Origin of the sequence: Micromonospora sp. NPDC048935 (assembly GCF_043197875.1) — a bacterium.
GTDB lineage: Bacteria > Actinomycetota > Actinomycetes > Mycobacteriales > Micromonosporaceae > Micromonospora.
Genome location: NZ_JBICTZ010000004.1, coordinates 116,577 through 133,539, shown reverse-complemented (window position 1 = coordinate 133,539; position 16,963 = coordinate 116,577). Strand labels below are relative to the sequence as shown.

At 73.3% G+C, this 16,963-nt stretch carries 13 protein-coding genes; 5 read left to right on the top strand and 8 right to left on the bottom strand.

Translation table 11 applies throughout. The annotated features are described in order from the left end of the window. Positions 1 to 2 precede the first annotated feature (2 nt). Positions 3 to 1,073 (bottom strand): zinc-dependent metalloprotease, encoded by a 1,071-nt coding sequence (locus ACGFIW_RS13825; protein WP_357075570.1) that lies wholly within the window; start codon positions 1,071 to 1,073, stop codon positions 3 to 5. Positions 1,074 to 1,165: 92 nt separating this feature from the next. Further along, positions 1,166 to 2,647, bottom strand: a complete 1,482-nt coding sequence (gene dacB, locus ACGFIW_RS13820) for a D-alanyl-D-alanine carboxypeptidase/D-alanyl-D-alanine-endopeptidase (RefSeq protein ID WP_393315280.1) — start codon at positions 2,645 to 2,647, stop codon at positions 1,166 to 1,168. 561 nt (positions 2,648 to 3,208) lie between these two features. On the opposite strand from dacB, the gene ACGFIW_RS13815 reads away from it, so the two are divergent. Beyond that, entirely contained in the window at positions 3,209 to 3,715 is a 507-nt protein-coding gene (locus ACGFIW_RS13815; protein ID WP_109816465.1) for an inorganic diphosphatase, read from the top strand. A gap of 31 nt (positions 3,716 to 3,746) precedes the next feature. Here the strand turns inward: ACGFIW_RS13815 and eccD are convergent, their stop codons facing one another. Next, positions 3,747 to 5,150 (bottom strand): type VII secretion integral membrane protein EccD, encoded by a 1,404-nt coding sequence (gene eccD / locus ACGFIW_RS13810; RefSeq protein ID WP_393314357.1) that lies wholly within the window; start codon positions 5,148 to 5,150, stop codon positions 3,747 to 3,749. Positions 5,151 to 5,251: 101 nt separating this feature from the next. On the opposite strand from eccD, the gene eccCa reads away from it, so the two are divergent. From eccCa to ACGFIW_RS13790, 4 genes are all read left to right on the top strand, one after another. After that, positions 5,252 to 9,232: a type VII secretion protein EccCa gene (gene eccCa, locus ACGFIW_RS13805; protein WP_393314354.1), complete on the top strand. Its 3,981-nt coding sequence runs from the start codon at positions 5,252 to 5,254 to the stop codon at positions 9,230 to 9,232. Between the two features lie 74 nt (positions 9,233 to 9,306). Further along, positions 9,307 to 10,644, top strand: coding sequence for a type VII secretion-associated serine protease mycosin (gene mycP / locus ACGFIW_RS13800; protein WP_393314351.1), 1,338 nt, complete (start codon positions 9,307 to 9,309; stop codon positions 10,642 to 10,644). 41 nt (positions 10,645 to 10,685) lie between these two features. After that, on the top strand, positions 10,686 to 11,477 hold the full coding sequence (locus ACGFIW_RS13795; RefSeq protein WP_393314349.1) for a phosphatase PAP2 family protein: 792 nt from the start codon (positions 10,686 to 10,688) through the stop codon (positions 11,475 to 11,477). Positions 11,478 to 11,514: 37 nt separating this feature from the next. Beyond that, positions 11,515 to 12,219, top strand: a complete 705-nt coding sequence (locus ACGFIW_RS13790) for a phosphatase PAP2 family protein (protein ID WP_393314346.1) — start codon at positions 11,515 to 11,517, stop codon at positions 12,217 to 12,219. Between the two features lie 13 nt (positions 12,220 to 12,232). Here ACGFIW_RS13790 and ACGFIW_RS13785 read toward each other — a convergent pair whose 3' ends face one another. The 5 genes from ACGFIW_RS13785 to ACGFIW_RS13765 all read right to left on the bottom strand — a co-directional run bounded on the left by ACGFIW_RS13785 (position 12,233) and on the right by ACGFIW_RS13765 (position 16,918). Next, positions 12,233 to 13,411: a MarP family serine protease gene (locus ACGFIW_RS13785; protein WP_393314343.1), complete on the bottom strand. Its 1,179-nt coding sequence runs from the start codon at positions 13,409 to 13,411 to the stop codon at positions 12,233 to 12,235. A gap of 63 nt (positions 13,412 to 13,474) precedes the next feature. Then, positions 13,475 to 14,167 carry an NUDIX hydrolase gene (locus ACGFIW_RS13780; RefSeq protein ID WP_393314341.1) on the bottom strand — a complete coding sequence of 231 codons (693 nt, stop codon included), beginning with the start codon at positions 14,165 to 14,167 and terminating at the stop codon, positions 13,475 to 13,477. Further along, positions 14,164 to 14,922: a TlpA family protein disulfide reductase gene (locus tag ACGFIW_RS13775; protein ID WP_393314338.1), complete on the bottom strand. Its 759-nt coding sequence runs from the start codon at positions 14,920 to 14,922 to the stop codon at positions 14,164 to 14,166. The genes ACGFIW_RS13780 and ACGFIW_RS13775 overlap by 4 nt, the downstream gene beginning before the upstream one ends. Then, the gene (gene nth, locus ACGFIW_RS13770; RefSeq protein WP_357554594.1) at positions 14,919 to 15,707 is read right to left on the bottom strand and encodes an endonuclease III; all 789 of its coding nucleotides are present in this window, start codon (positions 15,705 to 15,707) and stop codon (positions 14,919 to 14,921) included. Before nth ends, ACGFIW_RS13775 begins: the two co-directional genes overlap by 4 nt. A 41-nt stretch (positions 15,708 to 15,748) precedes the next feature. Continuing rightward, positions 15,749 to 16,918, bottom strand: coding sequence for a CapA family protein (locus ACGFIW_RS13765; RefSeq protein ID WP_393314335.1), 1,170 nt, complete (start codon positions 16,916 to 16,918; stop codon positions 15,749 to 15,751). Positions 16,919 to 16,963 lie beyond the last annotated feature (45 nt).

Below are 16,963 nucleotides of genomic sequence, written 5' to 3'. Positions count from 1 at the left end.
CGTCAGCCAGCGGCCGGAACGGTGCCGGCAGGGCCGTGCACCCGGGCCACCCAGGCATCCGGGTCACCCAACTCGGACAGCCGGGGCAGCGTGAGCGGCGAGTTGAAGATCGAGTTGAACCCGTCCATGCCGACCCGCTCCACCACGCCGTGTACGAACTTGCGTCCCTCGGCGTACTGGCGCATCTTGACGTCCACCCCGAGCAGCCGGCGGATGGCCTTCTCCAGCGGGTTGCCCGCCTCCCGGCGTCGGTTGAACGACGCCCGGATCTGCCCCACGCTCGGGATCACCTGTGGGCCGACGCCGTCCATGACGAACTCGGCGTGCCCCTCCAACAGGGTCATCAACGCGGTGAGCCGGTCCAGTACGGCCCGCTGCGCCGGTGTCTGCACGATGTCCAGCACGCTGGTGCGGCTCTCCGGGTCACGGACCGCCTCGGACAACGTGGCCACGCCGCGCCGCAACCGCTCGACCAGGTGCTCACTCCCGCTGGACGAGGCGTCAACGAACGCCTGCACCTCGCCGAGGAAGTAACCCCGCATCCACGGGACGGCGGTGAACTGGGTCCGGTGGGTGACCTCGTGCAGGCACACCCAGAGCCGGAAGTCCCGGGGGTCGGCGCCGAGCTTGCGCTCCACCTCGACGATGTTCGGGGCGACCAGCAGCAGTTGGCCCGGGTCGGCCGAGAAGACCTCGTACTGCCCGAGCACCCGGCCGGAGAGGTAGGCCAGCACCGTGCCGGCCTGCACCCCGGTCAGCCGGGACCCGACCGCCTCGGTCAACGCGCCCGGCTGCTTGTCGCCGGACAGTCGGCTCACCAGCGGAGTGATCACCTCGCGCAGACCGGCGATGTTCGTCGCGGCCCAGTCACGCCTGTCGACCACCCGGACCGGCGGATGCGCCACCTGCGCCCGCAGCCCCGTGTAGTCGGCCACGTGCCCGGCCGCCTCGTCGGTCAGCCGACGCAGGTCGCCGACCACGTCGGTGGCCTCTGCATACGACACGCGGGGGCCAGACTTGCTCAACGCCCCCGCGGTGGCGGCGGCCAGATCCCAGTCCACGAACTGCGCCATGGACCCACCGTACCCGCGCCGCGACACCCCGGCCCGGGCTCGCGCCCCCGATCGACCGCGCTGCCGGCCCCGACGGAGGCCGGAGGCCCCGGTCAGCGGCAGCCGCAGCTCGCCAGTGCGGCGGCGATCCGGTCCAGCGCCGGTTGGGCGGTTTCCTTCCCGCCCGGCACCTGGTCGGTGAGCACCGCGAAGGTGAGTAGCCGACCATCGGCGGTGGTGACCAGGCCCGCGATGGAGTGCACGGCGGTCAGTGTGCCGGTCTTCGCCCGCACGCTTCCCGCCCCGGCGGTGGTGCCCGCGGTATTGCGGTAGCGCTCACCCAGAGTCCCGGACCAGCCGCCCACCGGCAGACCGCCGAAGACACCTGCCAACTCCGGATGGTCCGGGCTCGCCGCCAGTCGGATCAGGTCGGTCAGCAACGACGGGCTGATCCGGTTGTTGCGGGACAAACCGCTGCCGTCGGAGAGGGTGATCTCGTCGGCGGGTAGGCCCAGCTCGGCCACCTCCGCGTCCATCGCGGCAGCGCCGCCGTCGAACGAGGCCGGCTGGTTGCGGGCCAACGCGACCTGACGGGCCAGTGCCTCGGCCACCAGGTTGTCACTCTCGCTGATCATGATGTCGACCAGCCGGATCATCGGCGGAGACAACACCACCCCCAGCTCGGTGCCGGCCGCCGGGGTGCCACCGGCCGCGGCGGGCGCCGGGGCCGTGCCACGCCTCACGGCGTCGGACGGCACACCGAGCAGCCGGGCGAACGACTTACCGGCGGCCAGGTCCGGCTCGGCGAACCGCTCAGCGGCTCCGTGTGCGACGCCCGGGTCCCGGCGGGCGCCGTCGGTCATCAACGCCGTCACCGCGCCGCCGGATCCGCCGGTGGGGATGTCGTCGTCCCAACCCGGGCCGTAGACCGGACCGGAGTAGACCGAACCGTCGACGGTGACACTGGTCGGGGTGGTGCCACCGAGCGCCGTCCGCACCTGGGCGGCCAGATCGTCGAGCCGCGCCGCTCCCGGGTAGTAACCCTTCTTGTTGATCGCGAGGGTGGGATCGCCGCCACCGATGATCACCACCTCGCCGGCCTTCGTGCCCGCCACCACGCGGGTGGGGATCCGATAGCCCGGTCCTCGGGCGGCCAGCGCCGTCACCGCCGTCGCCAGTTTCGTCACCGAGGCGGGCACGGTGCCGTCGTCCGCCCCCTTGCCGAACAGCGTCTGGCCGGAGATGACATCGGCCACCGAGACGTTCACCCGCGAGCCCAGGGCAGCGGCCCCCACCAGCGGGTCGAGCGCGGCACGAACCCCGTCCGGGGTGGGCAGCGCGGCGTTCGGGTCTGGGCCGGGCAGCACGTCCGCCGGATCCGGCTCGGGGGTCACGCCAGCCGCGTGCGGCGCGGACCCGGCGTCGTCGCCCAGCCATCCGGCGACCGGACCGGGCCGGACAACGCCGACGCCGACGCCGACGCCGACGCCGACGAGCACCAACAGCAGAACGACGGCCAACACCACCGGCAGCCGCCGCCGACGAGCCGGGGCGACCGGCGTGGGTGCCGGCGCGGCATCGGCGGGCGAGGGCAACGCGGAGACCGGCGGACCCAGCGGTGGGACATCGGCGCCACCGGCGGTCGGGCCAGGCCACGGGCCGGGCGGAGCCGGGCTCACCGGGACCGAGGCGCTGCCGCGCGACGGGCCGGGCGGAGCCGGGTTCACCGGGACGGATGCGCTGCCGCGCGACGGGCCACTCGTCGGCCGGTCACCGCCGACGACCGGGAAGCGGCCGTTGTTCGGGGTGGGCTGCGGCGAGCCGGCCGGCGGGCGCCAGGGCAGCGGCGGGGTTGGCTCGGGGGCCGGGGTCGCTGGCTCGGGAGTCCGTGGAAGGTGGGCCTCGGGCACCGGGACCCTCCCCGTGGCACCACCGGATCCGGATCGTCCGGTACCGTGCGCGGAGCCCCTGTCCGGGCGGTAGTGTGAATCTTCCCTCCCCACGACCCCCTCCTCCCCCAGCGAAAATCGGCTTGGGTGACACTACTTCGGTCCGAAGACTATGCGGCGGCCGGAGTCGGCGGGTGGGCATTCACCTGTCCGGAGGGGCCGTCAGTGGTTCCGTTAGCCAGCGTGGGCAGACGAGGGAGCGTGCAGATGGATTTCGACGTGACGGTTGAGATCCCCAAGGGTCACCGGAACAAGTACGAGGTGGACCACAAGACCGGCCGGATCCGGCTGGACCGCACCCTCTTCACCTCCACTCAATACCCGGCCGACTACGGGTTCATCGAGGGCACTCTGGGCGAGGACGGCGACCCGCTGGACGCGCTGGTCCTGGTCCCCGAGCCGACCTTCCCGGGCTGCCTGATCCGCTGCCGCACCATCGGCATGTTCCGGATGACCGACGAGAAGGGCGGGGACGACAAGGTCCTCTGCGTGCCCTACGAGGACCCTCGCCAGGAGCACCTGCGCGACATCCACCACCTCGGCGAGTTCGACCGGCTGGAGATCCAGCACTTCTTCGAGGTGTACAAGGACCTGGAGCCCGGCAAGTCGGTGGAGGGCGCGACCTGGGTCGGCCGCACCGAGGCCGAGGCCGAGATCCACGCCTCCTACCAGCGGGCCCGCGACGCCGAGGCGCGCGGCGAATCCGCCCACTGACGACCGCTGACGCACCGGGCCCGGGGGCCGCTCAACCGAGCAGCCCCCGGGCCCGGTCGTACAGGTCGAGCACCGCGCACGCGATCGGCACCACGGCGACCACGAGGGCCGTGTCGGTGAGGTCCGCGACCCTCCCGAGGTACGGCGAGACCGGCCGGCGGGCATATCCGGTGCCGCCGGCGGCGGCCACCAGGGCCAGCACCGCGCCGCCCAGGACCAGCGCCAGTCGCCCGGCGTCGTCGGCCCGGTCGACAAGCACCGCGCCCAGCACGGCGTAGCCGGCCAGCCCGGCGAGCACCGTCGACACCCGGTGCCGCAGTGCCACGAACAACCGCGACCGCAGCAGCAGCACGGCCGAGGTGACCGCCAGCAGCACCCGGCCGGCCGTCGCGCCGGTGACGCCGAGTACGACCGCCGCGGCCACCGCCAGCAGCGCGTGCCCGATCAACATCCCGGTGAGCACCTCCTCGGTGCGGGTCACCGCGGCGTGTACCCGGCCCCGGTCCGGCAGGTCCCGGTCCCGCCCCGGCCCTTCCGTGGGGGTCGAGGTCGGCAGGGTGATCGGCGGCAGGGGCAGCTTGCCCAGCCGGATGGCCAGCAGCGGTATCACGCCGATGGCGAAGACCAGTGCACTGAGCAGCACCGCCGCCGTACCGGCCGGGGTCAGCAGCAGCCCACCGAGCGCCGCCCCGGTGCCGAGCAGGCCGACCGTGACACCGGCCACGAAGACCCGCAGTCGGCTGGCCACCCCGAGCAGGCCGATCAGCGCCACCAGCAGCAGCGCCACCGAACCGGCCAGCAGCTCGGGTGCGCCCACCCAGCGGGCCGGCCCGAAGGGCCCGACCGGGTCGCCGGAGCCGACCGCGAGGGCGCCGGCCATGAACGCGTACGGCAGCGCGTAGCCACCGAGCGTCGCCCCGGCGGTGCCGTCCCCGTTGGCGCGGGAGGCCACCGTGCCGGCGACGGTGAGCAGCAGCGCCACCACGGCGGCCGCCAGCCAGCCGGCCCGGTGGGTGGGGCCGCCGACGAGCAGGGCGAGCAGCCCGACGAGGAGCGGGACGGCGGCACCGGCCAGACCAGCGGCCCGGGTGGCCGTGGGCGACCAGGCACCGCCGCGGCGGCGGGCGCCGTCGGCGATCGCCTCGACCACGTCGTCGTACTCCAGCTCGGGCCAGTGCGCGCGGGCCGGCACGAGGTGCAGCACCTCACCGTCGCGGACGCCCTGGGGCAGCAGCGCCTGTGCGGTCGTCAGCAGCGCGCCGTCGGTGCGGCGCAGGACCCAGCCGCCGTGCTGTTCGCCGTCGTCGGCGAGCCCAACACCGGCGTGTCTCAGCACGTCGGGCAGCAACTCGGCCAGGGGCACCTGCTCCGGCAGGGCGACGTCCAGCCGTCGTTGCGGCGCGCTGATGGTGACGCGGGCCAGCCCGGTAGTCATCGACTGGTCTCCATATCGAGGGGGATCTGAGGCTGCGCGGACGACAGGACTTTACCTACCATGAGTCCGGTTCGGGTTACCCAGCGCTGTCAGGAGGCCGGTTGTCCACCGTCGTCATCAAGCGCCCGCCGCGTCGACCGGCACCGGAGATCCCCGCCGGTGAACTGCCGGTCGAGGCGCCGCCGGAGATCCCCGTGGTGGCCGGCGGGCGGTGGCAGCAGATGCTCATGCTGCTGCCGATGCTCGGGGGCACGGTGGCGATGGCGATGATGTTCGGCCGGGGCGGGGGCGCCTACTCGTACGTGGTGGGTGGGATGTTCGGGCTCTCCTCGCTGGCGATGCTGGTGACCTCGTGGGGCAGCGCCTCCGGCACACCGAAGAAGTCCGAGATGATGGCCGCCCGCAGGGAGTACCTGCGCCACCTGGCCACGTTGCGGCGGCGGGTCCGCCGCACCGCGGGACAGCAGCGCGCCGGGCTCTACTACCGGCACCCGGACCCGGGCGGGCTCTGGTCGACGGTGGACAGTCACCGGGTCTGGGAGCGGCGGCCCGCCGACCCGGACTTCGCGGTGGTGCGGGTCGCCGTCGGGCCGCAGACGCTGGCCACCCCGCTCGTTCCACCGGTCACCCGGCCGTTGGAGGAGTTGGAGCCGATGACCGCGGGCGCGCTGCGTCGCTTCCTGGACGCGTACTCCGTCGTGCCGGACCTGCCGGTGGCCCTGTCGTTGCGCAGCTTCGCCCGGGTGCACGTGCGGTCCGCCGCCCGGAGTGGGGGCGGCACCCAGACCACCGGCGGGCCACCCACCGGCGACCCGGCGGCGCAGTCGCTGGTCCGGGCCGTGCTGACCCAGCTCGCGGTCTTCCACGCCCCCGACGAGCTGCTCGTCGCGGTCTGCGCCGGGCCCGAACGCAGGGCCTGCTGGGAGTGGGTGAAATGGCTCCCGCACGCGCACCATCCGAGCCGCACCGACGCGCTCGGCCCGGTACGCCTGGTCACCAGTTCCGCCGCCGAGTTGGAGCGGCTGCTGGCCGACGTGCTGGCCAGCCGGTCGCGGTTCAGCCCGGCCGGGCCGGCCACCGACGGCCCGCACGTGGTGGTGGTCCTCGACGGTGGCGATTTGACCGGCGCCAGTGACCTGACCGGTGACGGCGGCATCGACGCGGTCACCGTGCTGGACCTGGACACCCCGCCGCCGCGGCTGCTCGACAGGTACGCGCTGCTACTGGAGTTGCACGGCCGACGGCTGCACTCGTGGTCGTCCGACGGGCACGCCGAGGTGGGCACCGCCGACCAGCTCGACCTCGCCGACGCCGAGGCGATCTCCCGACGGTTGGCGCCGCTGCGGCTCGCCGGCGCGGCACGCGGACCGGACGCCCCGCTCCAGGCCGACCTGGGCCTTCCCGAACTGCTCGGGCTCGGTGACCCGGAGAGCTTCACCGCCGAGCAGGGCTGGCTGCCGCGCTCGGCACGGGACCGGCTGCGGGTGCCGATCGGGGTGGGCGCGGACGGCGGGGCCATCGAGCTGGACCTCAAGGAGTCCGCCCAGGACGGGATGGGCCCGCACGGCCTACTGATCGGGGCGACCGGCTCCGGCAAGTCCGAGTTACTGCGCACGCTGGTGCTGGGCCTGGCCACCACACACAGCTCGGAACAGCTCAACTTCGTGCTCGTCGACTTCAAGGGTGGCGCCACCTTCGCCTCGTTCGACCGGCTGCCGCACACCGCGGCCGTGATCACGAACCTGGCCGACGCGTTGCCCCTCGTCGACCGGATGGTCGACGCGATCAACGGGGAGCTGGTCCGCCGCCAGGAGCTGCTGCGCCGCGCCGGCAACTTCGCCAGCGTGCGCGACTACGAGCGGGCCCGGGCGGCCGGCAGCCCACTGGCTCCGCTGCCGTCGCTGCTGCTGATCTGCGACGAGTTCTCCGAGTTGCTCTCCGCCAAGCCCGACTTCATCGACCTGTTCGTGCAGATCGGCCGGCTGGGCCGGTCGCTCGGCGTGCACCTGCTGCTCGCCAGCCAGCGACTGGAGGAGGGGCGGCTACGCGGGCTGGACACCCACCTCTCCTACCGGATCGGTCTGCGTACCTTCTCCGCGTTGGAGTCGCGCACCGTGCTCGGGGTGCCGGACGCGCACGAGCTGCCCCGCTCGCCGGGTCACGGCTACCTGCGTGCCGGCACCGACCCGCTGGCCCGGTTCAGGACCGCGTACGTCTCCGGCGCCGTCCGCCGGCGGACCGCGACGGCCGGCGTCACCGCCGAGGGGGGCGCCCGGCTGCTCACCTTCACCACCCACGTCGTGCCGGTGCCCGAGCCGGCGACCCCGGTCGTGCCCGTCGTGGCGGAGGAGGAGGACCGGGAGACCCTGCTCGACCTGCTGGTGGACCGGCTCGTCGGGCAGGGCCCGCCGGCGCACCAGGTCTGGCTTCCGCCGCTCGGTCAGCCACCGGCCCTGGACGAGCTGCTCGGGCCGGTCGAGGTGGACCCGAAGCGCGGGCTCACCGTGGGCAACCCGGAGCTGCACGGCGCACTCGGCGTGCCGCTCGCCGTCGTCGACAAGCCGTTGGAGCAGCGCCGCGACCTGCTCTGGCTGGCGTTGGACGGCGCCGCCGGGCACATCGCGGTGGTCGGCGCGCCGCAGAGTGGCAAGTCCACGGCCCTGCGCACGCTGATCTGCGCGTTGGCGCTCACCCACACCCCGGCCGAGGTGCAGGTCTACTGCCTCGACTTCGGTGGCGGCGGGTTGGCCGCGCTGCGTGACCTCCCGCACGTGGGCGGGGTGACCGGTCGGGCCGACCCGACCGCCGTACGACGCACCGTCGGCGAGATGACCACCCTGCTTGCCGATCGGGAACGCCGCTTCGCGGAGCTGGGCGTGGAGTCGATGGCCGTGTACCGGCAGCGCCGGGCCGCTGCGGGGCCGACGAGCCCGCCCGGGGCCGATCCCTTCGGTGACGTGTTCCTGGTGATCGACGGTTGGAGTACGGTCCGTGGCGAGTACGACGACCTGGAACCGTTGGTGACCGACCTGGCCACCCGGGGCCTGTCGTACGGGCTGCACGTGGTCGCCACCGCGCTGCGCTGGCTGGACTTCCGTCCGGCGATCCGGGACCTGTTCGGCTCGCGGCTGGAGCTGCGCCTCGGTGACCCGTCCGACTCGCTGGTGGCCCGGCGTGCCGCCGCCAACGTGCCGGAGCGCTCGGGTCGGGGGGTGACAGCGGAGGGCCTGCACTTCCTCACCGCGCTGCCCCAACTCACCGCCATCGGGGACACCGCCGATCTGGTCAAGCGGGTCGCCGGCAGTTGGGACGGCACACCGGCGCCCCGGGTCCGGCTGCTCCCGCCCGTGCTGCCGTACGCCGATCTGGACCTCGCCGCGACGAGCGGCCTGCGGTTGCCGATCGGGATCGCGGAGGCGGACCTGCGTCCGGTGGTGCTCGACTTCGCCACCGAGCCACATTTCGTGGTCTTCGGGGACTCGGAGTGCGGCAAGTCGTCGTTCCTGCGGGCGCTGGCCACGTCGATCATCACCCGGTTCACTCCCGAGCAGGCCCGGGTGATCCTTGTCGACTACCGGCGGAGCCTGCTCGGTGCCATCGAGACGCCGCACCTGATCGGGTACGGCACCGCTGCCGCGCACACCGCCGACCTGGTCGAGTCGGCCGCCGGCTATCTGGAGCGGCGGGCTCCGGGGCCGGAGGTCACCCCGCAGCAGCTACGGGACCGGTCCTGGTGGTCCGGGCCGGAGCTGTTCGTGCTGGTGGACGACTACGACCTGGTGGCGGCCGGACCGGCCAACCCGTTGCGCGCGCTGGAGGAGCACCTGCCGCACGCGCGGGACGTCGGGCTGCACCTGGTGCTGGCGCGCCGGTCCGGTGGCGCGGGCCGCGCCCAGTACGAGCCGATCGTGCAACGGCTGCGGGAACTGTCCACCGCCGGCCTGGTGATGGCGGGCAGCCCGGAGGAGGGCGCACTCGTCGGCCCGGTGCGACCGGGACCGCTGCCGCCGGGGCGTGGCCGGCTGGTCACCAGACGGGAGGGCGTACGCCTCGTTCAGCTCGCCCAACTGCCGCCACAGTGACCTGACTCGCCGGTTCTTCCCGTGACGGGTGGGGAAACCGGTAATCTCCGATCGTCATGGTTCCGTCGGGATGAATGGCTGGGGATGTGACAGGGGTGCGGCACAGCGGTCCGTCGGCGGCCCGACGGGCGACCGTCCGGGCGTTGCTCGGTGTGGCCGCAGCGCTCGTCGTCGTGGGGCCGACCGCGGCGGCCGTGCCCGTCACCGCGCCCAGCCGTGGCGGGCAGCTTGCCGGCGCGCCGCTCGCGTTCGCCCCCGGCGACACCGTCGCCCGCACCGACCAGGTCCGTGACGAGCAGTGGCAGCTCGACGAGTTGCAGGCCGAGACCGCCTGGCGCAGCTCGACCGGCCGGGGCGTGACAGTCGCCGTGGTCGACTCCGGGGTGGATGGCAGTCATCCCGACCTGGTCGGTCAGGTGCTGCCCGGTCAGGATCTGGTCGGCCCCGCCGGGGGGCCGGGCCCGGATCCGGTGGGGCACGGCACGACTGTCGCCGGTCTGATCGCCGGCCGCAAGGACGACAAGCGGGGCGTGGTCGGCCTCGCGCCGGACGCGCGGATCCTGCCGGTCCGGGTGCTCGACGAGGACAACCGCTACGACGACGCGCTCATCGTCGCCCAGGGGGTTCGCTGGGCTGTCGACCACGGCGCCCGCGTGATCAACCTGTCGTTGGGCGGCAGTGGTGACAGCCCGGCCCTGGCGGCCGCCCTGGACTACGCGTTCGTCCGGGACGTGGTCGTCATCGCCTGCACCGGCAACCTGGCCACCTCCACCAGCACCAAGGTGTGGTATCCGGCCCGTGAGCCGGGCGTCATCGCGGTCACCGGCCTGGAGCGCAGCAGCGAGAACCTGTGGTCCGGCTCGATCACCGGCCGGGCGACGGTGCTCAGCGCCCCCGCCACCGGGCTGGTCGGCGCCAAATCCCCGAACGGGTACTGGCGGGTGCAGGGCACCAGCTTCGCCGCACCGCTGGTGGCGGCCACCGCCGCGCTGGTCCGGTCCCGCTATCCGCAGATGCCCGCGGGTGAGGTGGTCAACCGCCTGCTGGCCACCGCCCGGGATCTCGGTCCGACCGGTCGGGACGACCGTTTCGGGTACGGGATGGTCGACCCGGTCGCCGCGTTGACCGCCCAGGTGCCGCCGGTGACCGCCAACCCGCTCGACGACCAGACGTCGCCGGGTGTGACCGGCTTCGGCGCGGCTCCCGGCGCGGCCGACGACTCGGTGGCCGGCGCCGGCAGCGATCCGCTCGGTCTCGCCGCTCCCCATCAGCAGACCCGGTGGAGGGCCCGGGCGGCGGGCGGCCAGGACACGTCGGCACCGGAGCAACTGTGGACCGGGTTCGTGCTCCTCGTCGCCCTGACCGGCGGCGCTGCCCTGCTGGTGCGCCGACTCCGTCAGCGGTCCCGTTGACCGAGGCCTGACCGGCCGGTCGCTGGGGTAGAACGGTTCGCATGAACGCGCCCGGCCCACGTACCCTCGGCACCGCCCGACACCCGTCCTGGCGGCACCGCCGACTCGACCCGGACCATTCGCTGGGGCTGCGGCTGACCCTCGCCGCGACGGCGGCGTTCCTGGTGCTGGTGCCCTTCGCGCTGCTCGCGCTGCTGGTGCTCGGCGCCTGGGCGCCGCTGCACCGGCTGGACACGGCTGTCACCGCCGCGCTGCACGGGTACGCGCTCGACCATCCGGCCTGGGTCGTGCTGATGCGGATCTGGAGCGAGCTGTTCGCGCCGATGCCGCTGCGGGCCGTCACCCTGCTCCTGGTGATCTGGCTGCTGCGCCGGGGAGCCCGCCGGCTGGCCCTCTGGGCGACCACCACCATGGTGGTGGGTGGGTCGTTCGGCCCGTTGCTGAAGCTGCTCGTCGGCCGAGACCGCCCGGAGCTGCTGGACCCGGTGGCGCGGGCGGCCGGCTACTCGTTCCCGTCGGGTCACGCGCTGAACGCCACACTGACCGCCGGGGTGCTGCTGCTGGTCCTGTTGCCGTACGCCGGCCGGGGATTGGGGCGGGCCGCGCTCTGGGTCGCAGCACTGCTGCTCACCATCGTGACCGGGTTGAGCAGGGTGGCGCTCGGCGTGCACTTCACCAGCGACGTGCTGGGCGGCTGGCTGCTCGGTGTGGCGGTGGTCGCGGCCACCACCGCCGCGTTCACCAGTTGGCGTGCGCACACCGGCCTTCGGCCGGTCCAGCCGGCCCGCGACGGCGTTGCTCCCGAGGTCGAGCGGCACCCCGGGGCGGCCTGAGGCGTGCCGAGGAGGTCCACCGGGTATTGGCGCACTCATGTCCGACACCGTGGTCCAGATCATCCGGCGGGTGCTGCTGCCGGTGTCCCTCCTGTTCGGCGTCATGGTGCTGCTCGGGTTGCTGGTCACCCGGGTGCTCGTACGGACCTGGCCGTTCACCGTCGAAGACGCGGTGAACCGGGAACTCGCCGGCGACCGCACCGCCGGCTGGAACACCGTCTCGCTGGTGTTCAGCACACTGGCCAGCACCCAGATGATCGTCGTGGTCACCGTCCTGGTGGCGCTGGCGCTGCGGCTCTGGCTGAACCGCTGGCGGGAGCCGCTGTTCCTGTGCGCGGCGGTGACCGCCCAGGCGCTGGTGTTCCTGCTGACCACGCTGGCGATCGACAGGCGACGACCGGCGGTGGAGCACATGGATGTCTCGCCGCCCACGTCGAGCTTCCCGTCCGGGCACACCTCGGCGGCAGTCGCGCTCTATGTCGGTATCGCCGTGCTGATGGCGCTGCGGGTGCGCAGCACCGGCGCGAAGGTCGCCTGGTGGACGCTGCTGCTGATGGTGCCGCTGGGTGTGGCGCTGACCCGGATGTATCGGGGGATGCATCACCCGAGCGACGTGGTGGCGTCCTTCCTCAACGGCGGCACCTGCGTCGCGATCATGGCCCGTGCGGTGCTGGACCGAGGGCTGCGGTGGGGACGGGCGGAGCTGCCGACCGGGCGACGAACCGTCCCGGCCCCCGGCTGAGCCCGCTCGACGTTCAGGTGCACTCGCCGGTGCCGACCTGCCGGTTGCGTTCGGCACCGGCCAGCGCCACCGGGCGGGCCTCGGCCGCGGTCACCGCGAAGCCGGTGTTCGGGTCGTCGGCCACCGCCGCGAAGATCACGCCGAGGACCAGGCCGTTGGCGGACAGCAGCGGCCCCCCGGAGTTGCCGCTGCGGACCAACGCCCGGATCGTGTAGACCTCCCGGGTCACGTCCTTGGCGGAGTAGATGTCCGGTCCGGTGATCTGGTCGACGTCGCGGACCCGCGCCGACTGCGCGTTGTAGGGACCGTCGAGCGGGAACCCGAGCACGATGGCGTCCGAGCCGCTGCCCGCGTTGCCGGCGGCGAACCGCAGGGACGGGCCGGGCAGCCCGGGCACGAGTAGCACGGCCAGGTCCCGGTCCGGGTCGTAGACCACCACCTTGCCGTCGTACCGCTCGCCGCCCAACTCCACGGCGACCGAGCGGGTGCCGGCGACGACGTGCGCGTTGGTCATCACCCGGTCGTCGGCGTACACGAAACCGGAGCCCTCGATGCGGCGTGAGCAGCTGGGCGCGGAGCCGAGCACCTTGACGACCGACCGCTGACCGTTGACCACCACCTGCGAGCCGGCCAGTGCCGGGTCGGGCGGGTCGACCTGCCGGGCCCGCGTGGGCGCGAGGTCACCGAAGACGTCCGGGAACCCGTCGGTGTCGAGCGTGTCCTGCAACGCCGTGGTGAGGTCGTGGGCCTCGTTGGGCAGCACCCGGTTGACCACCGTGATCAGCGCACTGTTGCGCACCGCCGCGGCGATCCAGGGCACCGCGGACGAGCCGAACGGCACGGCGATCAGCCAGGCGAACAGGAGCACCGCGAGCAGTGAGACGACGGCCCCGCCGATGTCGTCGGCCCGCCTGCCCACCTCACTGGTGATCGTCTTACGCAGGCGTGAGCCGAGCCAGCCGGCCAGCGCCTGCCCGATCACGGCCAACCCGAAGATCACCACCAGCGAGATCAACACCCGAGCGACCGGATCCACGAACTGCCTGGCGAACAGCGGCCCGAGCTGGAGACCCAGCAGGAGACCCAGGAAGAAGCCGGCGAGCGACAGGATGCCGATGGCGAAGCCCTGACGGTATCCGCTGATCGCGAACAGAAGCATGAGCAGGAGCAGCAGCAGATCCACGACGGACACGGGTCAAGCGTACGGGCAGTGCGCCCGCCGGATGACCATCGCTTGCGGAAAGTGAGGTTGCGGTCAGCGCAGGGCTGTCTCGTCGGCCTCGTCGGTGCCCGCCGACGGTGCCGGGGTGGCACCGCTGGGCGGCAGCTCCACCACCCGACCGCGCGGCCACGGACGGGCCCAGCCGCCCATCTCCAGGAGGGTGGCCAGCACCCCGGCGGTGAAGCCCCAGACGAGCATCCCGCGTGCCGAGAACGCCGGACCGATCCAGCCGCTCGGGTGGCGGACCCGCAGCCGGTTGGCCGGGTCGACAAGCTCGCTCACCGGCAGGCGGGCCACGTGCGCCACCTCGGCCGGTTCCCGCGGGTGCACCGGGTGCGGGTCGTGCCACCAGGCCAACACCGGCGTGACCACGAAGTCGCTGACCGGGATCCACAGTTTCGGCAGCTCGGCCAGCACGGTCACGCTGGCCGGGTCCAGGCCGACCTCCTCGTTCGCCTCCCGCAGCGCGGTGGCGCGGACGTCGGCGTCCTCCGGGTCGGCCGCGCCGCCGGGAAAGGCCGGCTGGCCGGCGTGGGTACGCAGGGTGGCGGCACGTTGCAGGATCAGCACGTCGGGCCCGGCGCCGGGCTGCTCACCGAGCAGCACCAGCACGGCGCTCTCCCGACCGCCCTCGGCCGGGGTGGTCAGGCGGGTGAAGTCCTCGGCGCGGGCGGTGCCGAGCCGGGTCAACAGGGGCTCGATCCACTCGGGCGGTCGACGGGTCACGCCGGCACCGCCAGACCGAGGTGCTTGCGGACCAGCTTGGCGAGCTGGGCGTCGTCGAGTGCCCCGGTGGCGTCCACGTGCCGGATCCGGCCCTGCGCGTCGACGAACAGGGTCAGCGGGAAGGCGTTGCGCCTCAACTCCCGTTGCACCGCGTCGCCCTGGTCGACCAGGATCGGGAACCGTACGCCGAAGTCCTCGCCGATGGACTGGGCGCCGTCCCGGCTGTCCCGGGTGTTGACGCCGACCACCTGGAGTCGTCCGGCGGTCCGCTCGCTGAGTCGCTGGAAGGCGGGCAGCTCCTTGCGGCACGGCCCGCACCAGGACGCCCACACGTTGATCACCGCAGGCCCGGCCACGTCCCGCAGGGCGACGGGGGCACCGCCGGTGAAGCAGGACAGCGTCAGCTCCGGCAGCGCCTGCCCACCACCGGCGGACGCCGCCGCGCCGGACGCCGCCGCGCCAGGGGTCGCCGCGCCGGAGGCCGCCGCGCCAGGGGTCGCCGTGCCGGACGCCGCCGCGCCGGACGCCGCCGCGCCAGGGGTCGCCGTGCCGGAAGAGCCGGGGGATGCGGCGGCGGGTGCGGTGTTCAGGGTGGCGCAGTCCCGGAACGGCGAGGGTCGCTCGGCGGCGGCCGGGCCGGGGGCCGGGTCGTCGCCGGTCGCGCCGCTGGTGCACCCGGTGACGGTCAGCAGCAGCGGCAGGATCACCAGGGCGAGACGCCGGCTCGTCGCACCCGCACCGTGGCGGCGGTTCACGGCACCTCCGCGGCGACCGCCTGGGCGGGCACCAGCTCCGGATCGACCCCGGCGGCCACCGCCAGGTCGCGCGCCCGAGGGCCCTTGAGCAGCTTCGCGGCGGCGGCCGGCTCGGTCGGGCCGGTGCCGTACGAGGGGCAGAGCTTCGCGAGTGTGCAGGCGCCGCAGGCCGGTTTACGGGCGTGGCAGACCCGTCGCCCGTGGAAGATGATCCGGTGCGACAGCATGGTCCAGTCACGCTTGTCGTACAGCGCGCCGACCGCGTGCTCGATCTTGACCGGGTCGGTCTCGCCGGTCAGCCGCCACCGGTGGACCAGCCGCTGGAAGTGCGTGTCGACGGTGATGCCGGGAACGTCGAAGGCGTTGCCGAGGATCACGTTGGCGGTCTTGCGGCCGATCCCGGGCAGCGTCACCAGGTCGGCGAGCCGGCCGGGGACGTTGCCGTCGTACCTGTCGAGAAGCGCCTGGCCGAGCTTGATCAGCGAGTCGGTCTTGTTTCGGTAGAAGCCGGTCGGCCGGATCAGCTCCTCCATCTCGCCGCGGTCGGCTCCGGCGTACGCGGCGGCGCTCGGGTAGCGGGCGAAGAGCTTCGGGGTGACCTCGTTGACCTTCTTGTCCGTGCACTGGGCGGAGAGGATCGTGGCGACGGACAACTCCAGGGCACTGGAGTGGTCCAACTCGCAGTGCGCGTCGGGATGCGTCTCGGCCAGCACCCGGCCGATCTTGCGGGCGCGGCGTTTGCGCCCGAGGTCGGTCTCGCTGGCACCGGGGGGACTACTGGTCACGACGGTCAGCCTACGTCGCACCCCGGATGTTCCTCCTCGGGTCAGCCGCCGGCCGGCGGGGAGATGTTTCCCTGCCCGTCGAACCGGGCGCCGCTCTTCGGGAAGTCGCTGCGGCTCAGGTCGCCGATCAGGCCCAGACCCCGGTCGTTCGAGTCCATCGTCGGCTTACCGGAGTCGTTCATGTACGTCGAGGTGAACGAGCCACCGGCCCAGCTGCCGTCCGGCTTCAGCGACACCTTCAGCACGCCGCCCCAGCCGAGCCGGCCGTCGTTGCTCAGCGAGTTGCCGCCGCCGGCGAAGTTGCCGAGGCTGTAGGCGATCAGCCGGCCCCGGTAGAACTCCATGCCGCGCAGCACGTGCGGCCCGTGCCCGACGATCAGATCCGCACCGGCGTCGATCATGGTGTGCGAGAACTTGACCGGGTCGCCCCGGTTCTCGCCCAGGAACATCTCCGTGCCCGGCTTCACCCGGGTCTTCTCCGCGCCCTCGCCACCCATGTGCACCTGCACCACGACCAGGTCGGCCATGGTGGCGGCCTTGGCGACCACCGTCTTCGCCCTGGCGATGTCGACGAGGCTGTTGGACCAGACGTACGACGAGAAGCCGGCCACCGCGACCCTGACACCCCTGACGTCGACCACGGTGATCTGGTCCGGTGCGCCGGTGTGCTCCAGGTCGTACTTCTCCAGCGCCCGCCGGGTGTTCTCGTAGCCCTTCGGCCCGTAGTCGTTGCCGTGGTTGTTGGCCTGGTTGAGCAGGTCGAAGCCGGCGTCGCGCAGGTGGGCGGCGTACTCCGGTGGGGCCCGGAACTGGAAACAGCGGGTGGAGTTGGCACCGCACTTGCCGGTGCCCGTGTCCACGGTCAGCGGCTCCTCCAGGTTGCCCATCACCAGATCCGCCCTGAGGGCCTCGGTGACCGAGTTGAAGAAGCCCTTGCCTCCGGCGGCGGGCAGCCGGCTCGGCGCGTTGCCCATGATGATGTCGCCGGTGGCGGAGAGCGAGATCGCGGCGCGGTCAGCGGAGGCTGCCGGCCCCTGCGGGTCGGCGGTGGTCACCGGCGCGCCGGTGCCGCCGCCGGCACCAGGCTGCCAGACGGAGGCGTCGCCTCCGGGGTCACCGCAGCCGCCGACGAGCAGGCTGGCCAGCAGCGCGGCGAGGCCGAGGGCGACGCGGCGACGCGGGCGGGACACGACGGGGGCGGCAGCATACATCGCTCGCGACCCTACCGGGCTCTAAACTCGCCGACGACAGCCGAT